Below are 23,812 nucleotides of genomic sequence, written 5' to 3'. Positions count from 1 at the left end.
GTTCCCCTTTCCACATAAAAAAGACCGCGGCCAAAACCGCAGTCTTCTCGTTATGCTGGTTTTGGCGCACCGTCTTTCATAATCGGCAACTTGCGGTCTGCGACGTTTGCGTAGACGTCCAAGAGTGCCTCTTTTTCCAAATCCCAGTTATATTGTTCACGCGCCGTCTTCGTGTTCGCTTTGACGCGTGCGTAGAGCGCTTCATCTTCGAGCAGGCGGTTGACACCGTCCGCGATCGACTGCGGGTCGTGCGAGTCGACGACGACCCCGACATCGTTCCCGGCGACGACCCGTTCGATTTCAGGGAAATCGCACGAGACGACCGGCACTTCGGCCATCAAATATTCGAACAACTTGTTCGACGAGGCCGAGTAGTGGTTGAAACAGACGTTGTTCAACACTTGGAAGCCGAGATACGCGTTCATCGTATAATACGGTAACGCCTCGACCGGTACTTTGTCAATCATCTTGACGCGGTCCGCCACGCCTTCGTCCTCAATCATCTGCTTGATTGTCGGCTTCAGTTTCCCGTCCCCGATCATGACGAGCGTCCCTTCCTTGAAATCTTTCGCCGCGAGGATGAGTTGCTCGAGACCGCGACCGGCTTGGATACCGCCTTGGTACAACAAGATTTTCTCATCGCTTGGCAAGCCGAGGAGCGCATGCAAGTCTTTCCGGAGCGAGAAGTCGAGCGGACGATAGAACGGATAGTTGTGGAGCACGTACGGATAGAAACCGTAAAGCGTCTCGTTATGCGCCGCGCGCGTATGGTTCTCGACCATCATCGTGTCGACGTACGGCAGGAGCCAGCCTTCGAGGTTACTTTGGATGTAGCCGTAACCGGTCCGGTCCGTCTGGACTTCGTGCGAGTCGTAGACGATCTTCCCTTTGTTGACGAGCTTCCCGGCGATCAACGCTTGCGGGAGCGTGTTCAAGTCGTTGGCATGATAGAAGTCATACGACTTCTTCGTCGAGGCGAACACCATCTCGAGCATCGCGCTCAAGTTGACGATGTTTTTCCGGACCGGTGGGAGCAGAATCGCGCCTGCCGCGGCACCGAGGCCGAGCATCGTGAACGGCGCGAGGACGAACAGTCCGGCTCCGATGAGTCCGGCTCCGATTTTACGCGTCGTCTTCTGTGTGACCCACGTCCGGGCCGATTTGAGCGCCTTCATCCCGTTGACGAGAATCGACGGTTGGCGCTTCACGCGGATGACACGGAATCCTTCCGGACGCATCTCTTCAGCCGGGAGCTCTTTATTCTTCGGGTCTTGGAGGGCAATCAAATCGACCTCGTAGCCCGCCTCGGCGAGCGCCGAGCATTCGCGAAGGACGCGGGCGTCATTCGTAAAATGGTTCCATACAAACATACATACCTTCATCGTGTTTCCTCCATCGTTACTTTTTCGACCACGTCTTCGAGGACGTGGATATTGTTTTCCCAACACAAGTTGTCTTTCACATAGCGGACGCCGTTTCGGCCGTACTGTTCGCGTAACTCCGGACGTTCGAGAAGCGTTCGGAGCGAGCGCTCAATCTCATCGATGTCACGCTTCCGTGACACGTAGCCGACCTCCGCCGCTTCGATGACATTCGCCGCATGGCCTGACACCGCAGCGACGATCGGTTTGCCGACCGCCATGTAGTCGATGAGTTTTCCAGGGATGACCGTGTCGAAGACGTCCTGGTCGATTAAGCTGACGAACGCGACGTCCGCATTTTTAATCGCCTGGAACGCCTCCGTCCGTGGCATCGCTTCGAGGAACAAGAAGTTTTTGAAGCCGCGAGCCTTAATCGTCTCCTTCAACTCGTTCTTCCGATAGCCGTAACCAATCAATTTGAAGTGGACGCGCGGCTCGTCGCGGAACCGCTCCGCGAGCTCGAGCAAGAGCGACACGTCTTGGGCGAGGCCCATGTTTCCGGCGTATAGAATCTCCATCCGGTCGTCTTCTGGGACGGTCCGCTCGAGTTCCCGCTCGCTCTGTCGAATCGAGTTCGGCATGTAGTGCATGCGCTCGTTGTCGACGCCGCGCTGGCGCAGATAGCTGCGGAACCCTTCCGAGTTGATGATGATCGCGTCGGCCGACTTGTACAGCCGCTTCTCGAACCAGAACGCCGGGGCGAGCATCCAGTCGTACTTGAACACGCCGACGCCTTTCACCGACTCCGGCCACAAGTCACGGACGTCCAAGATGAACGGGACGCCATACTTCCGTTTTGCATACACCCCGACGAACGCCATAAAAAAAGACGGGGTCGTCGCGAAGACGACATCCGGTTTCGTGTCGAGCGTCCGTACGGCGCCGACGCCTTTCATCATCTGTTCGACGAACAAGGCGAGCCGGCTGAGCATGTTTGACGTGTGCTTGCGCTTCTTCGTGATGAGCCGCTTGATGAACGGTTGGTTGTTGAGCGCGTGATCGTTCCAGAACCGGTCGTCTTGATACAAGTTGAAGTTCGGATACGATGGCGCGGCCGTGATGACCTCGACGTCGTAGCCACGTTCTTTCATGAGATGCGTAATATTTTGCATCCGGTTGCCGGCACTGCCGATCTCCGGATAATAGTTTTGACAGACCATTAACATTGTTTTCAAAAGTAACACACCTTACTGTTGTTCGAGTTCGTCCACGAAACGCTTCAAGAGCGTGTGGACGTTAGGTTTCAATTCCGGGTCGCACAAGGCGTGGGCGATCGTCGCCTCGATGAAGCCGATCGGTTCCCCGACGTCATAGCGACGACCCTCAAATTCATAGGCGTACACCGTCTTCGCCTCGTTCAATCGGGCGATGGCGTCCGTCAGTTGAATCTCGCCCCCGGCACCGACTTCTTGGGCCGCGAGCGTCTCGAAGACGTCCGGCGTCAAGATGTAGCGACCGAGGATGGCGAGGTTCGAAGGGGCCTCCTCGACCGGCGGTTTCTCAACGAACGTCCGGACCGGGATCAGCTTCCCTTCGACGGCAAGCGGGTCAATTATACCATATCGTTTCGTCATTTCATACGGGACGCGCTGCACGCCGATGATGGCACGTTCGTGGCGTTCGTATTGCTCAATCAACTGCTGTGTCGCCGGTACGTCCGATTCGATGATGTCGTCCCCGAGCAGGACGGCGAACGGCTCGTCGCCGATGAACTTCCGGGCACACCAAATCGCATGGCCGAGTCCCTTCGGCTCTTGTTGGCGTATGTAGTGGATGTTCGCGAGATTCGACGAGTGACGGACCGACTCGAGGAGCTCCGTCTTCCCTTTCGCTTCCAAGTTTTGTTCGAGTTCGATGGCGCGGTCGAAATGGTCCTCGATGGCGCGCTTGTTCTTCCCGGTCACGATGATGATGTCCTCGATGCCCGAGGCGACCGCTTCCTCCACGATGAATTGGATCGTCGGCTTGTTGACGATGGGGAGCATCTCTTTTGGCATCGCCTTCGTCGCCGGCAAGAAACGGGTGCCTAGCCCCGCGGCCGGGATGATGGCTTTCCGTACACGTGTCATGGACGTCTCTCCTTTTTAGCTACTGTATCTGATTATACCCAATTTCCTAGCGTTCACGCACAAAAAAAACGGCCGTGACATGCGTCACGACCATTTCCGGTTGTCCATATACTTGTACAGGAACCAACCGCCGACACCGAGCGCGATGAGAAGAAGGAGAAAACCGCTGATCATCATCATGAACGCCCCCTTTCACCTACACTATCCTATTCCCGGAATGACGGATTAACATACCTCATGTTTCTTGCTTCACTAGACGGCAGACTGCTTTCCAGGGGTGATGCGGATGCCTCCGCAGGGCATTTCGCGCTTTGCCGGGTCATCCTTGCATCACTCTCCCCTAGGAGTCAGCCTGCCGTCTTGTTTCGCGCTCCGCCTTACATGTGACACATACGCCATCGAATAAATGATATATCTAAAAATAATATGAGAGTGAGCGAGCGCCCACAACCGTCCAAGCGGCACCGTGACTCTTGCAGGAAAGCAATCTAACGGAGACCCCGCAAGCACGATGTGCGAGGAGGCTCCGTGGATTGCCTGCAGAAAGCATCGGTGCCGCCGGGACGGATTGAAAAACACTCACACAAAAAAACAGGCCCGCACAAGGCGGACCTGAAAATAATCAATTATTTTTTGAGGTTGTAGAACGACTTGATACCGTCGTATTTCGCTACATCGCCGAGCATGTCTTCGATGCGGAGAAGTTGGTTGTACTTCGCGATACGGTCTGTACGCGAGAGCGAACCAGTCTTGATTTGACCAGCGTTTGTCGCAACCGCGATGTCCGCGATTGTCGCATCTTCTGTTTCACCAGAACGGTGCGAGATAACAGCTGTGTAACCAGCTTTTTTAGCCATTTCGATCGCGTCGAATGTTTCTGTGAGCGTACCGATTTGGTTAACTTTGATGAGGATCGAGTTCGAGATGCCTTTCTCGATACCTTCAGCGAGTTTCTCCGTGTTCGTTACGAAAAGGTCATCCCCAACGAGTTGAACTTTGTGGCCGATCTTGTCAGTAAGAAGCTTGAAGCCATCCCAGTCGTTCTCGTCGCAACCGTCTTCGATTGAGATGATTGGGTACTTGTCAACGAGCTCAGCGTAGAAGTCTACGAGCTCAGCAGTCGTCATCGACTTGCCTTCGCCAGCGAGTTCGTACTTGCCAGTCGACTTGTCGTAGAACTCAGAAGATGCAACGTCCATCGCGAGGTAGATGTCTTCGCCAGCTTTGTAACCAGCTTTTTCGATCGCTTCAAGGATAACCGTGATCGCTTCTTCGTTTGACTTAAGGTTTGGTGCGAAACCACCTTCGTCACCGACAGCTGTGTTGAGACCCATACCAGAAAGAACTGATTTGAGGGCGTGGAATACTTCTGCACCCATGCGGAGCGCTTCGCGGAACGATGGCGCGCCGACAGGCATGATCATGAACTCTTGGAAGTCAACGTTGTTGTCCGCGTGCGAACCACCGTTGATGATGTTCATCATTGGCGTTGGGAGCGTCTTCGCGTTGAATCCGCCGAGGTACGTGTAAAGTGGAAGGCCGAGCTCGTCTGCTGCTGCGTGTGCTGCTGCCATAGAGACACCGAGAATCGCGTTAGCGCCGAGTTTACCTTTGTTTTTCGTACCGTCGAGCTCGATCATTTTAGCGTCGAGTGCGTTTTGGTCGAAGACATCGTAGCCGATGAGTTCTGGTGCGATTGTGTCGTTTACGTTAGCAACGGCTTTAAGTACGCCTTTACCAAGGTAACGTGACTTGTCGCCATCGCGGAGTTCGACTGCTTCGTGCTCACCAGTTGATGCGCCTGATGGGACGAGGGCACGGCCGAAACCGCCGTCTTCTGTGAAGACTTCTACTTCGATTGTTGGGTTACCGCGTGAATCCAAAATTTCGCGTGCGTAAATTTCTGTAATCATTGACATATTAAATCTCTCCTTTTTGGTTGGAAATTATTTTTTTGTAACGATTGACGTACCGGTCATTTCAGCCGGTTGATCGGCACCGAGAAGGTCGATCAACGTCGGCGCGAGGTCGCAAAGCGAGCCTTTTAGAACAGGTTTCAGTTCAACGCCTGGCTTCGTGATGATACATGGGACAGGTTCTGTCGTATGCGCCGTCATCGGTGAGCCGTCCGGGTTCGTGACGAGGTCAGCGTTCCCGTGGTCCGCCGTGATGATCGCCGCGCCGCCTTTGGCAATGAGTGCGTCCACTACTTTACCGAGGCATTCGTCGACGACTTCGACCGCTTTTTTCGTCGGTTCGAGCATGCCCGAGTGACCGACCATGTCCGGGTTCGCGTAGTTGATGATATACGCATCGTATTGATCTGACTCGATACGCTCCAAGAGACCTTCTGTGAGCTCGTATGCGCTCATTTCCGGTTTCAAGTCGTACGTCGCGACTTTCGGCGACGGCACGAGGAAGCGATCTTCGCCTTCGAACGGTGTTTCTTGTTGTCCGTTCAAGAAGAACGTGACGTGCGGGTATTTCTCAGTTTCCGCGGCGCGGAGCTGTTTGTACCCTTGCGCGGCGAGCGTTTCGCCGAGCGTGTTCTTCAAATCTTCCGGTGGGAAGACGATATCTGTGTCGATTTCATCCGAGAACTTTGTCATCGAGACGAGCAAGATGTTCTGTGGATGTGTGTTCGAAAGTTCGAAGCCTTTGAAGCCGGTCTTCTCTTTGAACACTTTCGCAAGTTCGATCGCCCGGTCCGGACGGAAGTTGAAGAACATGATCGCGTCGTTGTCTTTGATCGTCGCGATCGGTTGACCGTCTTTCTCGATGACCGTCGGGTTGACGAACTCATCCGTGAGCCCTGCTTCATACGACTGGTTCAAGACGTCGACGGCGTTCGTGCCGACTTCGCCTTTGCCGTGGACGAGGACGTCGTATACTTTCTCGACGCGCTCCCAACGGTTGTCGCGGTCCATGGCATAATAGCGTCCAGACACGCTAGCGACTTGACCGACACCGAGTTCAGCGAGCTTCGCTTCCGTCTGTTCGAGGAAGCTTGCGCCTGATTTCGGATCACAGTCACGGCCGTCCGTGAAAGCGTGAATGTAGACTTTTTCAATGCCATGAAGTTTAGCGAACTCAACGACAGCGAACATGTGTTGAATGTGCGAGTGAATCCCGCCGTCCGAGACGAGGCCCATAATGTGGAGGCTCGAATCGTACTTCTTCACATGTCCCGCCAAATGGTTCATCGCTTGACGGTCGAAGAACGAACGGTCTTTGATGGCGTTGTTGACGCGCGAGAGTGACTGATAGACGACCCGGCCGGCACCGATGTTCAAGTGACCGACTTCCGAGTTGCCCATCTGTCCTTCCGGAAGGCCGACGTACTCGCCTTGCGCGTTGAGAAGCGTATGCGGATACGTCTCCCAGAAACGGTCGAAGTTCGGTTTGTTCGCCGCAGCGACCGCGTTACCGAACGTCTCGTCCCGCATGCCAAAACCATCTAAGATGATGAGGGCGACTGGTCTTGCCATTTAAATCGCCTCCAACAACTTGAGGAACGAAGCAGCTTCAAGTGAAGCACCGCCGACGAGTGCGCCGTCGATGTCTTCTTGCGCCATATACTCCTTGATGTTCTCAGGTTTTACAGAACCGCCGTATTGGATGCGTACTGCAGCCGCCACGTCTTCACCGTAAAGGCCTTTCACCACGTCACGAACATATTTGCATGAGCTTTGCGCGTCTGCTTCGTCCGCTGATTTACCAGTACCGATTGCCCAGACTGGCTCATAGGCGATGACGAGTTGTTTCACTTGGTCAGCTGAGAGGTCCGCGAGGCCACCTTCGACTTGCGTCTTGATGACTTCTTCGAACTTGCCGCCTTCGCGCTCCTCGAGTGTTTCACCGACACAAACGATTGGCGTAAGACCGTGTTCGAACGCTTTTTTCGTTTTGCTATTGATGAACGCATCCGACTCGCCGAAGTATTCGCGACGCTCTGAGTGTCCAAGGATGACGTACGTCACACCGAGGTCCGCGATCATCGCTGGGCTCGTCTCACCTGTGTACGCCCCGCTGTCTTTGTCGTACATGTTTTGGGCACCAAGCTTCAAGTCTGACCCTTTTGCTGCTTCTACCATTGGAGCTAGGAAGACAGCTGGTGCGCCGATTGCCGCGTCAACTTTGTCTGTTGACGGGACGTTGTTTTTGACTTCCTCGACGAAAGCGACTGCTTCCGAGAGTGTTTTGTTCATTTTCCAGTTACCTGCAATAATCGGTTTACGCATCGATAACCCTCCTCTATTTTACTTGTCGTTAAGCGCCTCGACGCCTGGAAGTTTTTTGCCTTCCATGAATTCGAGTGACGCGCCACCACCCGTCGAGATGTGGCTCATTTGGTCTGCAAGGCCAAACTTGGCAGCTGCTGCAGCTGAGTCCCCACCGCCGATGATCGAGTAAGCATCGCTATCCGCGAGTGCCTGAGCGACACCTTTCGTTCCGTTTGCGTATTTATCAAGTTCGAATACGCCCATCGGTCCGTTCCAAACGACAAGTTTCGATTCGCGAATCGCTTCCGCGTAAAGTTCGACTGTCTTCGGTCCGATATCAAGACCCATATGATCCGCAGGGATCTTGTCGATATCGACTGGTCCGACGTAAGTCTCTTCGCCGAATTCTTTCGTGATGACGCAGTCGACTGGCATCAAGAACTTCACGCCTTTGTCTTCTGCTTTTTTCATGAATTGACGTGCGAGGTCGAGCTTGTCTTCCTCAAGGAGTGACGTCCCGACTTCGTGCCCGAGTGCTTTCGAGAACGTGTACGAGAGACCGCCACCGATGATGAGTGTGTCAACGATGTCAAGAAGGTGGTCGATGACCCCGATCTTGTCAGCAACTTTCGAACCGCCGATGATGGCCGTGAACGGACGATCTGGGTTCGAGAGCGCCTTGCCGAGCACTTCAAGTTCTTTTTCCATCAAAAGACCGGCGACTGCCGTGTCGACGTTTTGCGCGATTCCTTCCGTCGAAGCGTGGGCACGGTGAGCCGCACCGAACGCGTCGTTGACGAAGACGTCAGCAAGTGATGCGAAGCCTTTTGCGAGTTCCGGGTCGTTTTTCGTTTCACCTGGGTAGAAACGAACGTTCTCAAGCACGACGACGTCGCCTTCAGAAAGTTTTGCGACCGCTTCTTCCGCGACCGGGCCATATGCCTCTTCGACGAGTGGTACGTCTTTGCCGAGGAGTTCCCCGAGACGTGCCGCGACCGGTGCGAGTGAGAACTCAGGGTTCTTCTCGCCTTTTGGACGGCCGAGGTGGCTCGCCAAGATGACTTTCGCGCCGCCGTCGATCAAGTGCTTAATCGTCGGAAGAGCCGCTTGGATGCGCGTCTCGTCTTGGATGACGCCATCTTTGAGTGGAACGTTGAAGTCAACGCGGCAGAAGACGCGTTTCCCTTTTACATCGATGTCACGAATAGACTTTTTGTTCATAACCTTCGCCTCCATGTGTCGTGCATTTCAATTTCATAAATAGAGCGGAGAACAATCTCTTGTTTCCGCTCCTATTTGATTCTATTTAGTTCACGAACTTACTTCGCGATTTCAGCGAAGTGCTTGAGTGTGCGAACCAATTGTGCAGTGTAAGACATTTCGTTGTCGTACCATGCAACTGTCTTAACGAGTTGCTTGTCGCCAACTGTCATGACTTTCGTTTGTGTCGCGTCGAAGAGTGAACCGTACGTGATGCCGACGATGTCAGAAGAAACGATTTCGTCTTCCGTGTAACCGTAAGACTCGTTTGCTGCTGCTTTCATCGCTGCGTTGATTTCGTCAACCGATACAGTTTTCTCAAGAACTGTTACGAGCTCTGTGAGTGAACCTGTCGCAACTGGTACACGTTGTGCCGCACCGTCAAGTTTACCTTGAAGTTCTGGGATAACGAGGCCGATTGCCTTCGCCGCACCAGTCGTGTTCGGTACGATGTTCGCTGCTGCCGCACGCGCACGACGGAAGTCACCTTTCGGGTGTGGCGCGTCAAGCGTGTTTTGGTCGCCTGTGTAAGCGTGAATCGTCGTCATGAGACCTTCAACGATTCCGAACTGATCTTGGAGAACTTTCGCCATTGGCGCCAAGCAGTTTGTCGTACATGAAGCACCAGAGATAACTGTCTCTGTACCGTCGAGGATTTCGTGGTTCGTGTTGTAAACAACAGTCTTCATGTCACCTGTAGCTGGTGCCGAGATGACAACTTTTTTCGCGCCAGCTTTCAAGTGAAGCTCCGCTTTCTCTTTGTCTGTGAAGAATCCAGTACATTCGAGAACGATGTCAACACCGAGCTCGCCCCATGGGAGTTCTTCTGGGTTGCGGTTTGCAAGTGTAAGAACTTTCTCGCCGTTTACGAGGAAGTGATCGTCGTGTACTTCAACGTCTCCGTCGAAACGACCTTGCGTCGTGTCGTACTTGAGAAGGTGAGCAAGCATCTTCGTGTCAGTCAAGTCGTTGATTGCAACAACTTCGATTCCTTCGTTTTTGATGATCTCGCGGAATGCCAAACGACCGATACGTCCAAATCCGTTAATACCAACTTTTACTGCCATGTTAATTTCCTCCTTAGGGTAGAAGCTATTTATTGAAGAGCCAACGGGGGTCAACTCTTTAATAACACGTTAATAATTCTGTTGCCGCACCTTCGTCCGTGACGAGAATGATGTTCGGCGTATGTTTCGCATATGCGGCAATCGCCTGCGCCTTCGATTTCCCTCCAGCGACCGCGATGACGGTGTCCATGTTGTCGAGCTCTTCTAATTGAATGCCGACCGTCTTGACCCGATGCACGATTTCACCTTCCGCGTTGAAATAATAGCCAAACGCTTCGGCGACGGCTTCATGCCGTTCGATCATCCGCAAATGCTCCGGTGTGGCGCGACGGCGCTTCGCCATCGTTTCGGCCTCACCAATTCCATGTACCACTATTCGCGCCGCTCTAATCATTTCCAGCACATTTTTTATGCTAGGTTCCTCCACCATCCGCTCGAACGTCTCTTGCGACACTTCGTCTGGAATGTGGAGCAAATGATAGTCTGCGTTGGCCCGGTCCGCCATCCTTGAACAGACGGTGTTCGCCTGAAGTTCAAGCGTCTCACCGAGTCCGCCGCGCGCTGGTACGAAATGCATCGGCCGTTCTTTCTTATCGGGCGACATCATCGCCGCGACAGATGCCATCGTCGTGCCGCCTGTGACCGCGATGATATTGTCGTCCGGTGCCAGTCGCGCTTTTAACTGCGTGACGGCGGCCCGTCCGATATCTCGCTGGACCCAGAACGTCTCGTCCGAGTCTCCCGGTACGATGACGACTTGGCGAACGCCTAGCTTTTGCTCGAGTTCTCGCGCGACTTCTGAGATACCTAGGATTTCTCCCATGACCTCATGCAAGTCTCGAAGAACGTTTCGGCCCGATTCCGTAAGGGAAATACCTTGAGTGGCGACTGCGAGTAGACCTTGGTCTTTCAAGAAGTCGACCTCCCGCCTTAAGATTCGTTCCGTTAGCCCGAGGCTCGTGGCCAATGTCCTGCGGCCAATCGGCTGCATCAATCGGACATAATGTAAGATGTCGTAACGATGTCGGAGCGTGTCGAGCAGGTCTGGGACGATTTGCTTCTGAACATGAATCAGTTGCTGGATCATACCTCATTCCCCCTCGACTTTAAGTGTGGACATTTTTTGTCCCACTTTTATTTTTACGTCCCACCGCTACGAGTTCATCTTATCAATCACCTTTCCGTCTTGCAACCCCTCTAAACGTTTTTTTTCGATGTAAGCGTATACTTAACAAAATCTTCAACTTTGCTGTCATCATATCGCCCTTGACTAATGACGTGCCCTTCATATATGACGACCGGAATCTCGAACAAGTACTTGGCCTCGAGCGCCTCGTCCGTCGTGATGTCGATTTGCTCGAGCTCGAACGGATAGTCCTCTCGCAACCATTCGAGCATGACGAGCGCCTCCTCGCATAACGAACAGTTGTCACGCCGATAAAGTGTCAGCTTCATTCAACTCTCTCCTTTCCATAGTTGCCGCTCCCGTTCCCGCGAGTTGCCGAAACCGAGCGCTTCCCGATAGTTGGCGACCGTCCGTCGCGTCACGTGATACCCTTCGTTCGCGAGCGCCTCGGTCAACGCCTGATCACTAAGCGGTGCCGTCTCGGAACGAATCAGCTCGGCGATGATGCGTTTGATCATGAACGGCGACTGTCCCCGCACGGTCGCCCGCACGAACAAATCACGCCACGCCATCGTGCCGCCCTCGGTGCGGACAAACTTCTGTTGAATCGCCCGCCCGACCGTCGACTCATGTTTACCGATGCGCGCGGCGACTTCTTTTCGTGTCAACGGGTGTAATACGAGCTCCCCGTTCAACCAGTCCGCCTGCCTTTCCGCGATGACGTCCCAAATCGACTGCAACGTCTTCGCCCGCATCGCGAGCGTGTCGTGCCACCACGTCAGCTCTGCGTCCGCCTCGATGTCGAGCGCCGGCGTGAACCACGTCGTGACGAGCTGTCCGTCCTCCCGTCTCACTTCGAGCTCTGGGAAAATTTGTTCGGTTTCTTCATATAATAGTGGCACTTTCGGCAACGTCGCGATGAGGCGCGTGACGCGATCGAATTCGGACGCACTCAACCCGAGGCGGCCCGGGACATCGTCGAAGCCCGCCTCCATCGCCTCGAACACGTCCAAGACGAGCGGGTCGTCGTGTTCGATCGCGTGTCGATATTGGCATTCGTGTTCGTTTTTCGCTCCGACGCCCGTCGGTTCTAGAAACAAGAGCGCCCGGCGCGCTGACTCGATGGCGCTCTCCTCGACACCGAATTGGTCCGCGAGCATCGCATCCGTCTCGGGCAACAGCCCCCGATGGTCGAGCGCGAGGACGAGCTGTCGTTGGAGCGCCTTCTCCGCTTCCGTCCCGCTCCCTTCCTCGATCTGCTCGAACAGACGCGCCTCGAAACCGGCCCCCGCGTCGGCAATCCACTCGACCATGCCGTTCCCTTTGGCGACCTGTCCGCTTCGAGCCGCGAGCCGTCCGAGTTGGAACACGATGGCGGCCCGGTCCGCCTCTAGTACGGGCAGGCGCCGTAGCATGTCTTGCGTCAATTGTTGTCGTTGTACTTGATGCTGCTCTTGCCGTTGCATCTCGGTCACTCCCCTCGCCTCCTATTGTAGCGGAAGCGACTCCACGCCGCTTCAAAAAAAGGTCATGAAACAGGATTGCTTTTTTAAAAAAACAAATGTATAATAAATCGTGTCAGAGAACATGCACCCGTAGCTCAGGGGATAGAGCACTGGTTTCCGGTGCCAGGTGTCGGGAGTTCGAATCTCTCCGGGTGTATCATATGTAAGAGGTCAGGCACACGCCTGGCCTCTTTTTTCGTTTCATCGCCAAAGAATGGTGGAATAGGTGAAAAACGATGACTATCGTTTGACCAACATTGACTATAACGGTATGATATGTTTACAACCTACATAAAGGAGGCAGATTCAATGTTAATTCCAACAGTTATCGAACAAACAGGTCGTGGGGAACGCGCATATGACATTTACTCACGCTTGCTCAAAGACCGGATCATCTTGCTCGGAAGTGCGATTGACGACAACGTCGCCAACTCGATCGTCGCGCAGCTCCTCTTCCTTGCAGCCGAGGACCCAGATAAGGACATCTCGCTTTACATCAACAGCCCGGGTGGTTCGATCACTTCCGGAATGGCGATTTATGACACGATGAACTTCATCAAGCCGAACGTGTCGACGATTTGTATCGGAATGGCCGCATCGATGGGTGCCTTCTTGCTCCAAGCCGGTGAAAAAGGGAAACGCTTCGCATTGCCGAACGCGGAGATCATGATTCACCAACCACTCGGCGGCACGCAAGGTCAAGCGTCGGACATTAAAATCCACGCCGAGCGGATCATCAAGATGCGTGAGAAGTTGAACCAAATCATGGCCGACAACACGGGCCAGCCGCTTGAAGTCATCGAGCGCGACACAGAGCGCGACTACTTCATGTCTGCTGACCAAGCGAAAGACTACGGTCTCATCGACAAGGTCATGACGCGTTAACACATCAATCCCTTCTCGTCTGAGAAGGGATTTTCTTTATTCCGTCACCTCGACCCCGAACACGTAGCGACTATCCCCATTCGCCCAGTCCCCGCCGGTCTCGAACAGATACACGCCTGGCTCCGATGGGACGATTCGCTCGGCCGGGATGAGTTCCCCGTCCACGATTTGATGGAACGTCTCATTGTCCGGCGCTTCATGGAACGAGACGTCAATCGTTGCACCGGGTTCGACCGTCACAATTTGCAAGTCGTCCGGCTCAGGCAAGGCGTGATCTTCACAGACGGCCTCGTCCCCATTCGCCCAACAATACGTCGACTGCTTCACTTCGGCCGTCACCGATCCGACCTTCACGGTTGGAAGCGGCGGTTTGACGCCGGAAGACGTCTGCCAAAACGACAGCCCGTACACAATGCCTCCGACAAGGATCAACACGATCACCCAAAACCACATCGTTTTTCGTCTCATTCGTCCCACTCCTTTGACCCCCTATTCCCGTTCCCACAAAAAAAGACCCACTTTCCGTGAGTCTCGTCCGTCATTTCGGGCGACGGAGCCCTTTCATCATATAGCCGCCTTTGAAGTCAATCGGGTCGAACGCGACGAGGAACGCTTTCGGCTCGTAATGCTCGACGAGCTGACGCAACTCTTTCATGCGCGTCCGGGCCGCCAAGACGTCGAGGCGATAGCGGACGCCGTCACGGCCTTGCCCTTGATAATGGGTCACCCCGTAGCCGCTGTCGCGCATCTTTTGGATGAGTTCGGCCGGGAACTCTTGCGTGTGCACTTGAATCATGTTGTAGCCAATCGCAAGCTTCCGCTCGACGAATCCGCCGACGAGGATCCCGAGTCCGAATCCGACGGCGTAGACGACCATGCCGAGCGTCGTCAAGTCTTGGAACACGATGCCGAGCGCAAAGATGTAGATGAGCGTCTCGAGCGTCCCGAACAATCCGGCGATGACCGTCTTCCCTTTAACGAGCATAATCGTCCGGAGCGTGAGCACCGGGACGTATAGTAGTTGTAACAACAAGATGAGCAAGATTTGACCCATTCCATCGACCTCCTATCGATTCAATATCTCCACTATTCCAAATTTCACAGGCGGATGCAACCAAAAAAGGCTGACCGCAGTCAGCCTTTCGCTTAGTTATCTAAGTTGCGGACACTTGTGAGCAACTCATAGTCCTTACGGATGACTTGATAGATTGCGTTCGTGTTGCCTGAGAGCATCTCTTCCGCCCGGAGTTGGTTGAGGAAAAGGCTCGTCGCAAACGTCACGAGTGCACTTTTTGGAATCCCGATTTCTTTTGCACGCTCGGTGATGACGCGGTCAAGTTCTGCGTCAATCGTGAGCGAAAGTCGTTTCTTATCATTCGCCATAATCATAAAGCTCCTTTAGTTCGCTTTTCAAAATCCTATACACAATTGCTAATTATATAGGAAGAATGGTTTTGGCGCAACCGGTCTCACGAGGAGCCGATTTCTTCGCCCTTTCGGACTTTCTCGGCAATCTGGTCAATCTTCCGGAGTCGGTGGTTGATGCCGGACTTCGAGATTGGTCCTGTCTCGAGCATCTCGCCAAGCTCTTGGAGCGAGACGTCCTGATGCGTGACCCGAAGTTCGGCGATCTCGCGGAGCTTCGTCGGCAACACCTCGAGGCCGACCGTCCGCTCGAGATACTTAATGTTCTCGACTTGGCGGAGCGCCGCCCCGACCGTCTTGTTCAAGTTGGCCGTCTCACAGTTGACGAGCCGGTTGACCGAGTTGCGCATGTCCTTGATGATACGGGCGTCCTCGAAATCGAGCATCCCGCGCGTCGCCCCGACGAGCTTCAAGAAGTCAGAGATTTTCTCGCTCTCCTTGATGTAGAGGATATGCCCTTTTTTCCGCTCGAGCGTCTTCGCGTTCAAGCCGAACCGGTTGGCGAGGTCTCGGAGCGCCTGGTTATGGTTCTCGTACAAGCTGTATACCTCGAGGTGATACGACGACGTCTTCGGATGGTTGATTGAGCCACCGGCGAGGAAGGCGCCGCGCAAGTAGGCACGGGCCAAATTCTCGTCACGTGTCATGTCCGAGTTGAGTGTCCGAATCATCTCGTAATGCTCACCGAGAATCTCGAGGTCCTTCAACATCGTCTCGGCGTGCTGGGAGACGCGGACGATGTAGACGTTGTTCTTCTTCAGCCGCATTTTCTTACGGACGAACAAATCGAGGTGGTGGTCGTACAGTCGTTTCATCAGGGAATAAATCCGTCGGGCGATGGCCGCGTTCTCCGTCGAGACGTCGAGCGTCATCCCGCGCCCGAGGGCGAGCGAGATGACACCGTTCATCCGGACGAGGGCGGACAGTTCCGCTTTCGCCTCGGCATCGGTGACGGTCAGTTGGGTCAATTCTTTTTTGACGTCTGAAGCAAAGCTCATCTCATTCCCCTCCTTTCTTGATCAATCGTTCTATTTCAGTTCAAGCTCTTGGAACGAGCGTGGTTTCTTGATACGGAGGACGCGCTGCATGACGAGCCCGGCAATCGCGTCCGAGTCGTGACGGATGTAGTCACGGTTATAGTCGACGATGTCCCCGGCGAGCACGTTCGTCCCGTAGTTCCGGAGCTTCTTGCGGTCGAAGCGGACCTCCTCGGAGCCGTCCTCGAGATAACGCTCGAGGTACGTCTCTTCAATCGGCTCGTTATTGACGACGATCGTATCAATCGACGATTTGCCGAGATACACCTCGATTGCCTTTAAGTGCTTCATCGCGTCATACCCTTTCGTCTCGCCCGGTTGCGTCATGACGTTACAAATGTAGACGACCGGGACGCCTGCCTCGACGATGGCGTCGCGCACTTCTTGAATCAACAAGTTCGGGATGATGCTCGTATAGAGACTGCCCGGCCCGAGCACGATGACGTCCGCCTCATGGATCGCCTCGACGACCCCTGGTGCCGGCTTGATGCCGTCCTCGAGCAAGAACAGCCGCTTGATCGGTTTCTCGACGAGCGGGATCTTCGACTCGCCTTTGACGATCGTCCCGTCCTCGAACTCGGCCGCGAGCGTCATGAGCGTCTCCGTGACCGGGAGCACGCGACCTTGTGCGTTCAACAGTTGCGACAAGACGTCGACCGCCTTGACGAACGAGCCTTCACAAATATGCGTCGCCGCTGTCAGCATCAGGTTTCCAAGCGAGTGCCCTTCAAGGCCATACCCGCTGTCAAACCGATACTGTAAAATCTTGTCCATGAGCGGCTCGACTTCCGACAAGGCGAGAATGACGTTTCGAATGTCGCCCGGAGGCAACATATGGAACTCGTCGCGGAGCCGTCCTGAGCTGCCCCCGTCATCCCCGACCGTGACGATGGCCGTGATGTCGAGCGGATAATGCTTCAACCCGCGGACGAGCGTCGATAGTCCGGTACCGCCGCCGATGGCGACAACTTTCCGATCGCGTCTCATCTCATTTCTCCTTCGTCGCGTGCGCCAAGTCGCGATGGACGGTCTTGACGTTATAGCGCTCCGCGAAATGTTCCGATACTTTTTCAGCGAACGTGATCGAGCGGTGCTTCCCGCCCGTACAGCCGAACGCGACGACGACTTGCGTCTTTCCTTCCCGCTTGTACTGCGGCAACAGGAATTCGAGCATGTCAATCAGCTTCTTATAGAACGCCCGCGCCTCGGGGTGCGACATGACGTAGTCTTGCACCTCGCTCGTCTGGCCCGTGAGCGGACGGAGCTCCGGGATGTAGAACGGGTTCGTGATGAAGCGGACGTCGAACAACAGGTCGATGTCGAGCGGCACACCGTGCTTGAACCCGAACGACATGAAGTTGACCGTGAACGGGATGCGCTCCTCGTTGAACTGGAGCAAGATCCGGTCCTTGAGCATCTGTGGCTTCAAATCGCTCGTGTCATAGAGCGTATGCGCCCGGTCGCGGAACCCTTCGAGCAGCTCGCGTTCCATCTTGATGCCGACGAGCGGCGCGTCTTCCGGTGCGAGCGGATGTGACCGGCGCGTCTCTTTATAGCGGCGGACGAGCACGTCGTCCCGTGTCTCAAGATAAAGTAAGTGCGGATGGACGTTCTTCTTTTCTAAGTCATCGATGACGATGAACAGGCTATCGATGAAGTCGCGCGTCCGCGTGTCGATGGCGACGGCGATTTTCGGACGGACCGAGCTGATGACATCGATCAGTTGCGGCAACAAGACCGGCGGCAAGTTATCGACGCAAAAATAGCCGAGGTCCTCGAAACTATTCATCGCGACCGATTTCCCGGCCCCGCTCATCCCGCTGATGATGATCAATTCTTCTAATCCTTTAAAGTCTTCCATCTCCATGACGCCCCCTTAATTTTGACAACCGAGCCGTGTGTGTAGCGCTCTTCACTCTTTAGTATAGCGAACGCTCGAAAAAAAGAGAAGGGATTGCGGTCGCCCGCAATGCCTTCTCCGTTGAATCACGCGTTTTGTTCGTGCAACGCCTCGAGGAGACCCTCGATATAGTGTTGCGCGTTTTGCGCGGCAATCGATCCGTCGTTCGTCGCGGTGACGACTTGGCGGAGCGTCTTGTCGCGAACGTCGCCGGCAGCGAAGATTCCAGGAATCTTCGTCTCCATCGCCTCGTTCGTGACGATATAGCCTTGTTCGTTCAAGATGCCGAGATCTTGGACGAACCCGGTGATCGGGTTCATTCCGATATAGATGAAGACGCCGTCGATGTCATAGTCCGTCTCCGTGCCGTCAATCGTGCTGACGAGACGTGCGCCGCCGACTTTGCCGTCGACTTCTTTAATCTCTTGGAGCGTGTGGTTCCAGATGAAGTCGATTTTCGGGTTGTCGAACGCCCGCTTCTGAAGAATCTTCTGGGCGCGCAACTCGTCGCGACGGTGAACGATCGTCACCTTGTCGGCGAAACGAGTCAAGAACACGCCTTCTTCGACGGCAGAGTCGCCGCCACCGATGACGAACAAGTTCTTGCCTTTGAAGAACGCGCCGTCACAGACCGCGCAGTACGAGACGCCGCGACCGCCGAGCTCTTCTTCGCCCGGGACGCCAATCTTTTTATATTGCGCGCCTGAAGCGAGAATGATCGCGCGTGCTTTATAGTCACGGTTATGGGCGTGGACGATTTTGTATTCGTTTTCGTCCGAGATGCGCTGTACGTCACCGTACGCGTATTCCGCGCCGAACGCTTTCGAGTGGTCGAACATCTTTTGTGACAAGTCCGGACCGAGGATGCTGTCGTACCCTGGATAGTTCTCGATATCTTCTGTGTTTGCCATCTGGCCACCTGGGATGCCGCGCTCGATCATGAGCGTCGACAAATTGGCGCGCGATGCGTAGAGCGCCGCCGTCATTCCGGCCGGGCCGGCCCCGATGATGATGACGTCATAGATTTTTTCTTCTGTCATAAAGATACCACCTCTGCATGAAATTGATTGCCTTCAGTATATGAAACCTCGGGAGGTATCGTCTATCTTTATGCTCGTTCGAGTGTCGCTTTGAACGAACGGATCGTGTCCGTGAGCGTCGAGACGTCGACCCCGAACACGTCGGCACAGTCCGCGAGGACGAGCGCGTCCCGTTTCGCATAAAACATCCAGACGAGCGCAGCGGCCGATGCCGTGACGTCGTCAAACGTGTGCTGTCCGAGCAACAGGCGCGCGAATCGTTCGTAGAAGTCGCCTTCGAGGCTCATCTGCTCGGCTTCCGAGACGTGCCGTTCAGCCAAGACGAGCGCTTCGTATGCACGCTCGATACGTGCGTCACCTTTAAACGGGACGGCACAGATGACGGCTTGGCACTTCTTCGCGAAAGCGATGACCGTCTCGTCATCGGTGACCGTGCTCGTCAGCGCGAGCGCCTCAAACGCCTCGTCGTCTTCAAGTTTGGCGATGATGCGGATAATCTCGATCCGCGCCAAATCGTCTTCTTGACGCAAGCCTTGGACGAGCGCCGAGCGGAACTCGAGGTTGTCGCGAATATCGAACGACTGTTTGTCCTCGATTTGCTTCGCTTGCTCACCGTTCAAATAGGTCGCCGCCTCTTCAAGACGTCCGGTCTTGTAGGCGGAGACGCTGAGCCAATGCCCAAACAGTGAATCCCCACGGAAGCCCCGCTCTTTCAAGAGCCGGAGTTCTTCGTAGGCGTGATCGTAATGCCCGACGAGCGCGAGCGTCGTCGCGAGTTTATAGCGCACTTCGAATTGAAGCGGACGGACGCGCGTCAGCGGGGCTGATAGTTGGAGCGCCGCCTCGGACTGTCCGGCTTCATGGAGCAACAAGATCGTGTTCAAAATCGCATGCAAGTTGCCCGGATTCTCATCGAGCACGTACCCGAGCGTCTCGAACGCCGTCTCGTCGTTCCCAAGATAGAAATGGACGACCGCCAAATTGTTATAGCCCGGCCAGAACGTCGGATAGCGGTCAATCAACCGCTCGAGCGTCGACTTAGCGGCAAACAAGCGGCCTTTGTCGATTTGACGCTGTGCCTCCGTATGCCACGTGATCAACTCGTCTTCCTCTTCGTCTTCAAGCTCTTGCTCGAGCTCAATCAGTTCGAGGAGCGACTGGACCGATTCCGCGTAAGGACCGTTCGCCTCTTGTTCGAGGTAGCGGCTCGCGTACGTGGCCGCTTCTTCATATTGTGAGATGTAGGCACAGTTGCTCGCGAGGTGGTAAAGGGCCTCTGTCGCCGTATCATCGAGTTGTAGCACCCGTTTCCACACGTCGTTGGCGTGGTAGACCTCTCCTACTTCAAATAACAGTTCAGCGTACTGTTTATGGTAATCGACACGATGCGTGGCGGCAGCCGTAGCTTCAGCCATGAAAAAAGTCGCTTCATCTAGGCGACCTTCTCGTAACGCGCGACGACCTCTATAGTAGTGGAGCTCCGCAGCGAGCGGAGATTCTGGTTCGGGTAGCGTCATTAGAGCTTCATAGTTCGCTTCCATATTCTAAATCCCCCACATCAAATGCTAAATCGTTTTTTAGTTGCAGGGTTAAGAATACCGCACTCAAACGGCGAGGGCAACTGTAAAATTTAAAAAAAATCGGGACTATATTCCTTCTATAATGAATATATTTTATAGGGTCTCATAATTGCTTTTCGGCAAAAACTTGTTAGCCGCCCCGAGTCGCTTGAAGACACAAAAAAACGGTATCGCTTCGTGAAAAAGTGATACCGCTCAAGTATTTTCAAGTCGTGACGTTCGTCACCGTAAGAAATTGATTTCGTGCTAAATTGTGTCTATTTCGTGTCGACCGTTTGGAGCTTCGCCCCGATGACGCGCTCGCCCGGCAAGACGTCCCGATGGACGACGGCACCGGCACCGACGACGGCCCGGTCGCCGATCGTGACACCTGGAAGGATGGTCACGTTCGCCCCAATCAACACCTCGTCCCCAATCGAGACGTCGCCGATTCGATACTCATCGACGAGGTACTCGTGACAGAGAATCGTCGTGTTGAATCCGATGACGGTGTTCCGTCCAATCGAGATCCGCTCCGGGAACATGACGTCCGGCGTCACCATGAGGGCGAGGGCGCTATACTCCCCGATCCGCATGCCGAGAAACGTTCGATATAACCAACGCTTCGCCTTCACCGACGGGAAGAAGCGGCCGACCATGACGACGGCCGTGTTCTTGAACACGCGGACGAACCGAATCGTCCGATACATCTGCCAGAGCGGGTTCGGCCCGGCGAGACGGAACCGTTCCGTCTTACGCATGGACCGTGACCTCGTCGAGCCACGCCTCGAAATGCTCCATCGACTCGATGATGACATCCGGCTCGAGCGACTCGAGGAAGGCGCGGCCCTTCAGCGCCCAGCCGACGGCGACCGTCTTCGTCCCGGCGTTCTTGCCGCTGAAGATGTCCGTGTCGTTGTCCCCGACCATGACGGCGCGTTCCGGCGCGGATTCGAGCGCGCGGAGGGCACGTTCGACCGGTTCAGGGTGCGGCTTCTCGTTTTCGACGTCGTCGGCCGTGATGACGACGTCGAACAAATGGTCGATGTTGAACAGGCGCAAGCCTTGCTCGACGACCGGACGTCCTTTCGACGTGACGACACCCATCTTATAGCCCTTCGCGTGCAGGCGATAGAGTCCTTCGATGACGCCCGGGTACTCGGCGACGAGGGCATCGTGCATCGCGATGTTGAAGCTCCGGTAAAACGCCTGCATCTCTTTCCATTCCGGCTCGTTCAGCTCACGGAACGACTTCTCGAGCGTCGGGCCGATGAACGGGTACAAGTCTTCATCCCGATACGTCTCGTCCGGGAAGTAGTAGCCGAGCGTGTGCCGGAAGCTCGCGAGGATGAGCGGGTTCGTGTCGAGCAACGTCCCGTCCAAATCAAACAGTAACGTATCCATCAATCAAACAGTCCTTTCTCTGAAGGGTCATCATACCGTTTCGCTTTGCGGCGCACGACCATCATGACGATACCGAAGACGATCATCAAAATCGAGACGATTTGAGCCGTCCGCAAGTCGCCTGCCATGAGGCTGTCCGTCCGGAGCCCTTCGATATAGAAGCGGCCGACCGAGTACCAGACGAAGTACGACAAGAAGATGTAGCCACGCGGCGGATTGCCGACCACGCGCCAGACGACGAGCAGAATGACACCGAGGATGTTCCAAACGCTCTCGAACAAGAACGTCGGCAAGTAATACACGCCGTCGATGAACATCTGGTTGACGATCCAGTCCGGGAGACGGAGCGTTCCTTCGAGGAAGCTACGCGTCGTCTCATCGCCGTGCGCTTCTTGGTTCATGAAGTTGCCCCAACGCCCAACCGCTTGTCCGAGCAGGAGCGACGGCGCGAGGATGTCGGTCACTTTCCAGAACGACATCGACTTGCGCATGCTGTAAATCACGACGACGAGGAGCGCCCCAAAAATCGCCCCGTGGATGGCGATCCCGCCTTGCCGGATGTCGATGATTTGCCCGAGGTTTTGGCTATAGTAGTCCCACTGGAAGACCACGTAATACACACGGGCGAAGACGATACTGATTGGGATCGACCAGATGACGACGTCGACGAGTCGTTCCGAATCATAGTTGATCCGTTTCGCTTCGAACAAGGCGAGTACAAGTCCGAGCATCGCCCCGAAGGCGATAATCATCCCGTACCAGTAAATCGGGAGCGACCCGATTTCAAACGCTACACGATCAAACGTCGGCTCCACCATCATTCCATCTCCCCTTCGTTATCGTGGATCGCGTTCGCGAGACGTTCGGCGAACTCTTCCGCGGTATTGATGCCCATGTTTTGCAGGCGATAGTTCATCGCCGCGACTTCGACGATGACGGCCAAGTTACGTCCCGGACGGACCGGGATCGTGAGGAGCGGTACTTCGCTGTCGATAATCTTCATCGTGTTATGGTCGAGCCCGACACGGTCATATACTTTCCCCGCATCCCAGTTCTCGAGGTTGACGATGAGACTTATCTTCTTGTGCGAGCGAACGGCCCCGGCTCCGAAGAGCGTCATGACATCGATGATGCCGATTCCGCGAATCTCGAGCAAGTGCCGGATGAGTTTCGGTGCCGACCCGACGAGCAGTTGGTCGCCCGTCTGGCGAATCTCGACCGAGTCATCGGCGACGAGACGATGGCCGCGCTTGACGAGCTCGAGCGCCGTCTCGGATTTCCCGACACCGCTCTGGCCTTTAATCAAGACACCGACGCCGTAAATGTCGACGAGCACGCCATGCATCGCCGTCATCGGTGCGAGCTCCATCTCGAGGAAGTTCGTGATTTGTGACTCGATGGACGTCGTCACCGCGTTCGTCTGCATGAGCGGCACGTTCGCCGCCTCGGCCTGTTCTTGAATCTCTTTTGGGATATCGAAGCCGCGCGTGATGAGAATGCCCGGTGTCAGCTCGGTGCAAAGAATCTTCGCGCGTTCGCGGCGACTCTCCTCGGACAGGCTCGCGTAGAACGTGAGCTCCGTCTTCCCGAGCACTTGCAGGCGGTTCTTCGCATAGTGCGTATAGTAGCCGGCGAGGACGAGCCCCGGACGACTGAGGTCAGGTGTGACGACAGGACGGTGGAGTCCTTCTTCACCTGCAACGACTTTCAACTTGAAGCGTTCAACGAGTTGAGCCGTACGTACGATATTTTGCATGAGTATCTGCCCCTTTCACGCTCATTATTGTATCATAACTCTCTACGATTGGCGTCAGCGAAAGTGAGTCGTGGCGTGTCAGAAAAAATGAAACAAATTCGTCTCGGCATCGTAAATAGGGTATAGACCACTAGG

At 54.9% G+C, this 23,812-nt stretch carries 24 protein-coding genes and 1 tRNA gene; 2 read left to right on the top strand and 23 right to left on the bottom strand.

All coding sequences use genetic code 11. The annotated features are described in order from the left end of the window. Nucleotides 1-50: 50 nt before the first annotated feature. The 11 genes from RT52_RS06555 to RT52_RS06505 all read right to left on the bottom strand — a co-directional run bounded on the left by RT52_RS06555 (nucleotide 51) and on the right by RT52_RS06505 (nucleotide 12,632). Nucleotides 51-1,382: a glycosyltransferase gene (locus RT52_RS06555; RefSeq protein WP_034816040.1), complete on the bottom strand. Its 1,332-nt coding sequence runs from the start codon at nucleotides 1,380-1,382 to the stop codon at nucleotides 51-53. Continuing rightward, nucleotides 1,379-2,587: a glycosyltransferase family 4 protein gene (locus RT52_RS06550; RefSeq protein ID WP_034816060.1), complete on the bottom strand. Its 1,209-nt coding sequence runs from the start codon at nucleotides 2,585-2,587 to the stop codon at nucleotides 1,379-1,381. Before RT52_RS06550 ends, RT52_RS06555 begins: the two co-directional genes overlap by 4 nt. Nucleotides 2,588-2,608: 21 nt before the next feature. Then, on the bottom strand, nucleotides 2,609-3,490 hold the full coding sequence (galU, locus tag RT52_RS06545; RefSeq protein WP_034806708.1) for a UTP--glucose-1-phosphate uridylyltransferase GalU: 882 nt from the start codon (nucleotides 3,488-3,490) through the stop codon (nucleotides 2,609-2,611). 626 nt (nucleotides 3,491-4,116) lie between these two features. Beyond that, the gene (gene eno / locus RT52_RS06540; RefSeq protein WP_024370414.1) at nucleotides 4,117-5,409 is read right to left on the bottom strand and encodes a phosphopyruvate hydratase; all 1,293 of its coding nucleotides are present in this window, start codon (nucleotides 5,407-5,409) and stop codon (nucleotides 4,117-4,119) included. A gap of 27 nt (nucleotides 5,410-5,436) precedes the next feature. Continuing rightward, nucleotides 5,437-6,978: a 2,3-bisphosphoglycerate-independent phosphoglycerate mutase gene (gene gpmI / locus RT52_RS06535; RefSeq protein ID WP_034816039.1), complete on the bottom strand. Its 1,542-nt coding sequence runs from the start codon at nucleotides 6,976-6,978 to the stop codon at nucleotides 5,437-5,439. Then, nucleotides 6,979-7,731 (bottom strand): triose-phosphate isomerase, encoded by a 753-nt coding sequence (tpiA, locus tag RT52_RS06530; RefSeq protein WP_024370416.1) that lies wholly within the window; start codon nucleotides 7,729-7,731, stop codon nucleotides 6,979-6,981. A gap of 18 nt (nucleotides 7,732-7,749) precedes the next feature. After that, nucleotides 7,750-8,934, bottom strand: coding sequence for a phosphoglycerate kinase (locus RT52_RS06525; protein ID WP_034816037.1), 1,185 nt, complete (start codon nucleotides 8,932-8,934; stop codon nucleotides 7,750-7,752). Between the two features lie 98 nt (nucleotides 8,935-9,032). After that, nucleotides 9,033-10,040, bottom strand: a complete 1,008-nt coding sequence (gap, locus tag RT52_RS06520) for a type I glyceraldehyde-3-phosphate dehydrogenase (RefSeq protein WP_034806807.1) — start codon at nucleotides 10,038-10,040, stop codon at nucleotides 9,033-9,035. Between the two features lie 58 nt (nucleotides 10,041-10,098). Continuing rightward, the gene (locus RT52_RS06515; RefSeq protein ID WP_081825840.1) at nucleotides 10,099-11,127 is read right to left on the bottom strand and encodes a sugar-binding transcriptional regulator; all 1,029 of its coding nucleotides are present in this window, start codon (nucleotides 11,125-11,127) and stop codon (nucleotides 10,099-10,101) included. A 110-nt stretch (nucleotides 11,128-11,237) separates the two neighbouring features. Further along, nucleotides 11,238-11,495: a glutaredoxin family protein gene (locus RT52_RS06510; RefSeq protein WP_034806809.1), complete on the bottom strand. Its 258-nt coding sequence runs from the start codon at nucleotides 11,493-11,495 to the stop codon at nucleotides 11,238-11,240. After that, nucleotides 11,496-12,632: an RNA polymerase factor sigma-54 gene (locus tag RT52_RS06505; RefSeq protein WP_034806877.1), complete on the bottom strand. Its 1,137-nt coding sequence runs from the start codon at nucleotides 12,630-12,632 to the stop codon at nucleotides 11,496-11,498. Between the two features lie 123 nt (nucleotides 12,633-12,755). Between RT52_RS06505 and RT52_RS06500 the strand changes: the two genes are divergently transcribed. Both RT52_RS06500 and clpP read left to right on the top strand, forming a co-directional pair. Beyond that, a tRNA-Arg gene (locus tag RT52_RS06500) sits at nucleotides 12,756-12,828 on the top strand. 152 nt (nucleotides 12,829-12,980) lie between these two features. Then, nucleotides 12,981-13,556 carry an ATP-dependent Clp endopeptidase proteolytic subunit ClpP gene (gene clpP, locus RT52_RS06495; protein WP_024370422.1) on the top strand — a complete coding sequence of 192 codons (576 nt, stop codon included), beginning with the start codon at nucleotides 12,981-12,983 and terminating at the stop codon, nucleotides 13,554-13,556. Nucleotides 13,557-13,592: 36 nt separating this feature from the next. Here clpP and RT52_RS06490 read toward each other — a convergent pair whose 3' ends face one another. From RT52_RS06490 to hprK, 12 genes are all read right to left on the bottom strand, one after another. Continuing rightward, nucleotides 13,593-14,024: a hypothetical protein gene (locus RT52_RS06490; protein WP_034816036.1), complete on the bottom strand. Its 432-nt coding sequence runs from the start codon at nucleotides 14,022-14,024 to the stop codon at nucleotides 13,593-13,595. A gap of 70 nt (nucleotides 14,025-14,094) precedes the next feature. Beyond that, nucleotides 14,095-14,610 carry a DUF2179 domain-containing protein gene (locus RT52_RS06485; RefSeq protein ID WP_034806813.1) on the bottom strand — a complete coding sequence of 172 codons (516 nt, stop codon included), beginning with the start codon at nucleotides 14,608-14,610 and terminating at the stop codon, nucleotides 14,095-14,097. Nucleotides 14,611-14,702: 92 nt separating this feature from the next. Then, a complete protein-coding gene (locus tag RT52_RS06480) occupies nucleotides 14,703-14,939 on the bottom strand; it encodes a hypothetical protein (protein ID WP_024370426.1) in 237 nt (78 codons plus the stop codon). Nucleotides 14,940-15,025: 86 nt separating this feature from the next. Next, a complete protein-coding gene (gene whiA / locus RT52_RS06475) occupies nucleotides 15,026-15,979 on the bottom strand; it encodes a DNA-binding protein WhiA (protein ID WP_034806814.1) in 954 nt (317 codons plus the stop codon). Nucleotides 15,980-16,009: 30 nt separating this feature from the next. Continuing rightward, nucleotides 16,010-17,005, bottom strand: coding sequence for a gluconeogenesis factor YvcK family protein (locus RT52_RS06470; protein ID WP_034816034.1), 996 nt, complete (start codon nucleotides 17,003-17,005; stop codon nucleotides 16,010-16,012). A gap of 1 nt (nucleotide 17,006) precedes the next feature. Further along, the gene (gene rapZ / locus RT52_RS06465) at nucleotides 17,007-17,879 is read right to left on the bottom strand and encodes an RNase adapter RapZ (RefSeq protein ID WP_034806816.1); all 873 of its coding nucleotides are present in this window, start codon (nucleotides 17,877-17,879) and stop codon (nucleotides 17,007-17,009) included. A gap of 125 nt (nucleotides 17,880-18,004) precedes the next feature. Further along, complete coding sequence (gene trxB, locus RT52_RS06460) at nucleotides 18,005-18,958, bottom strand: thioredoxin-disulfide reductase (protein WP_034806817.1); 954 nt, start codon at nucleotides 18,956-18,958, stop codon at nucleotides 18,005-18,007. Between the two features lie 68 nt (nucleotides 18,959-19,026). After that, complete coding sequence (locus tag RT52_RS06455) at nucleotides 19,027-20,499, bottom strand: tetratricopeptide repeat protein (protein ID WP_034816032.1); 1,473 nt, start codon at nucleotides 20,497-20,499, stop codon at nucleotides 19,027-19,029. Nucleotides 20,500-20,795: 296 nt separating this feature from the next. Continuing rightward, nucleotides 20,796-21,278, bottom strand: a complete 483-nt coding sequence (locus tag RT52_RS06450) for an acyltransferase (protein ID WP_034816030.1) — start codon at nucleotides 21,276-21,278, stop codon at nucleotides 20,796-20,798. Continuing rightward, nucleotides 21,271-21,921 (bottom strand): pyrophosphatase PpaX, encoded by a 651-nt coding sequence (ppaX, locus tag RT52_RS06445; RefSeq protein WP_034816028.1) that lies wholly within the window; start codon nucleotides 21,919-21,921, stop codon nucleotides 21,271-21,273. The genes RT52_RS06450 and ppaX overlap by 8 nt, the downstream gene beginning before the upstream one ends. Further along, nucleotides 21,921-22,742 carry a prolipoprotein diacylglyceryl transferase gene (gene lgt / locus RT52_RS06440; RefSeq protein WP_034816025.1) on the bottom strand — a complete coding sequence of 274 codons (822 nt, stop codon included), beginning with the start codon at nucleotides 22,740-22,742 and terminating at the stop codon, nucleotides 21,921-21,923. Before lgt ends, ppaX begins: the two co-directional genes overlap by 1 nt. Then, complete coding sequence (hprK, locus tag RT52_RS06435; protein ID WP_034816022.1) at nucleotides 22,739-23,677, bottom strand: HPr(Ser) kinase/phosphatase; 939 nt, start codon at nucleotides 23,675-23,677, stop codon at nucleotides 22,739-22,741. The genes lgt and hprK overlap by 4 nt, the downstream gene beginning before the upstream one ends. Nucleotides 23,678-23,812 lie beyond the last annotated feature (135 nt).

It is taken from the genome of Exiguobacterium alkaliphilum 12/1 (assembly GCF_000714435.1).
In the GTDB taxonomy this organism is placed as follows: Bacteria; Bacillota; Bacilli; order Exiguobacteriales; family Exiguobacteriaceae; genus Exiguobacterium; species Exiguobacterium alkaliphilum.
Note: the sequence above shows the minus strand (reverse complement) of the source record. Positions and strands in the feature narration are given on the sequence as shown.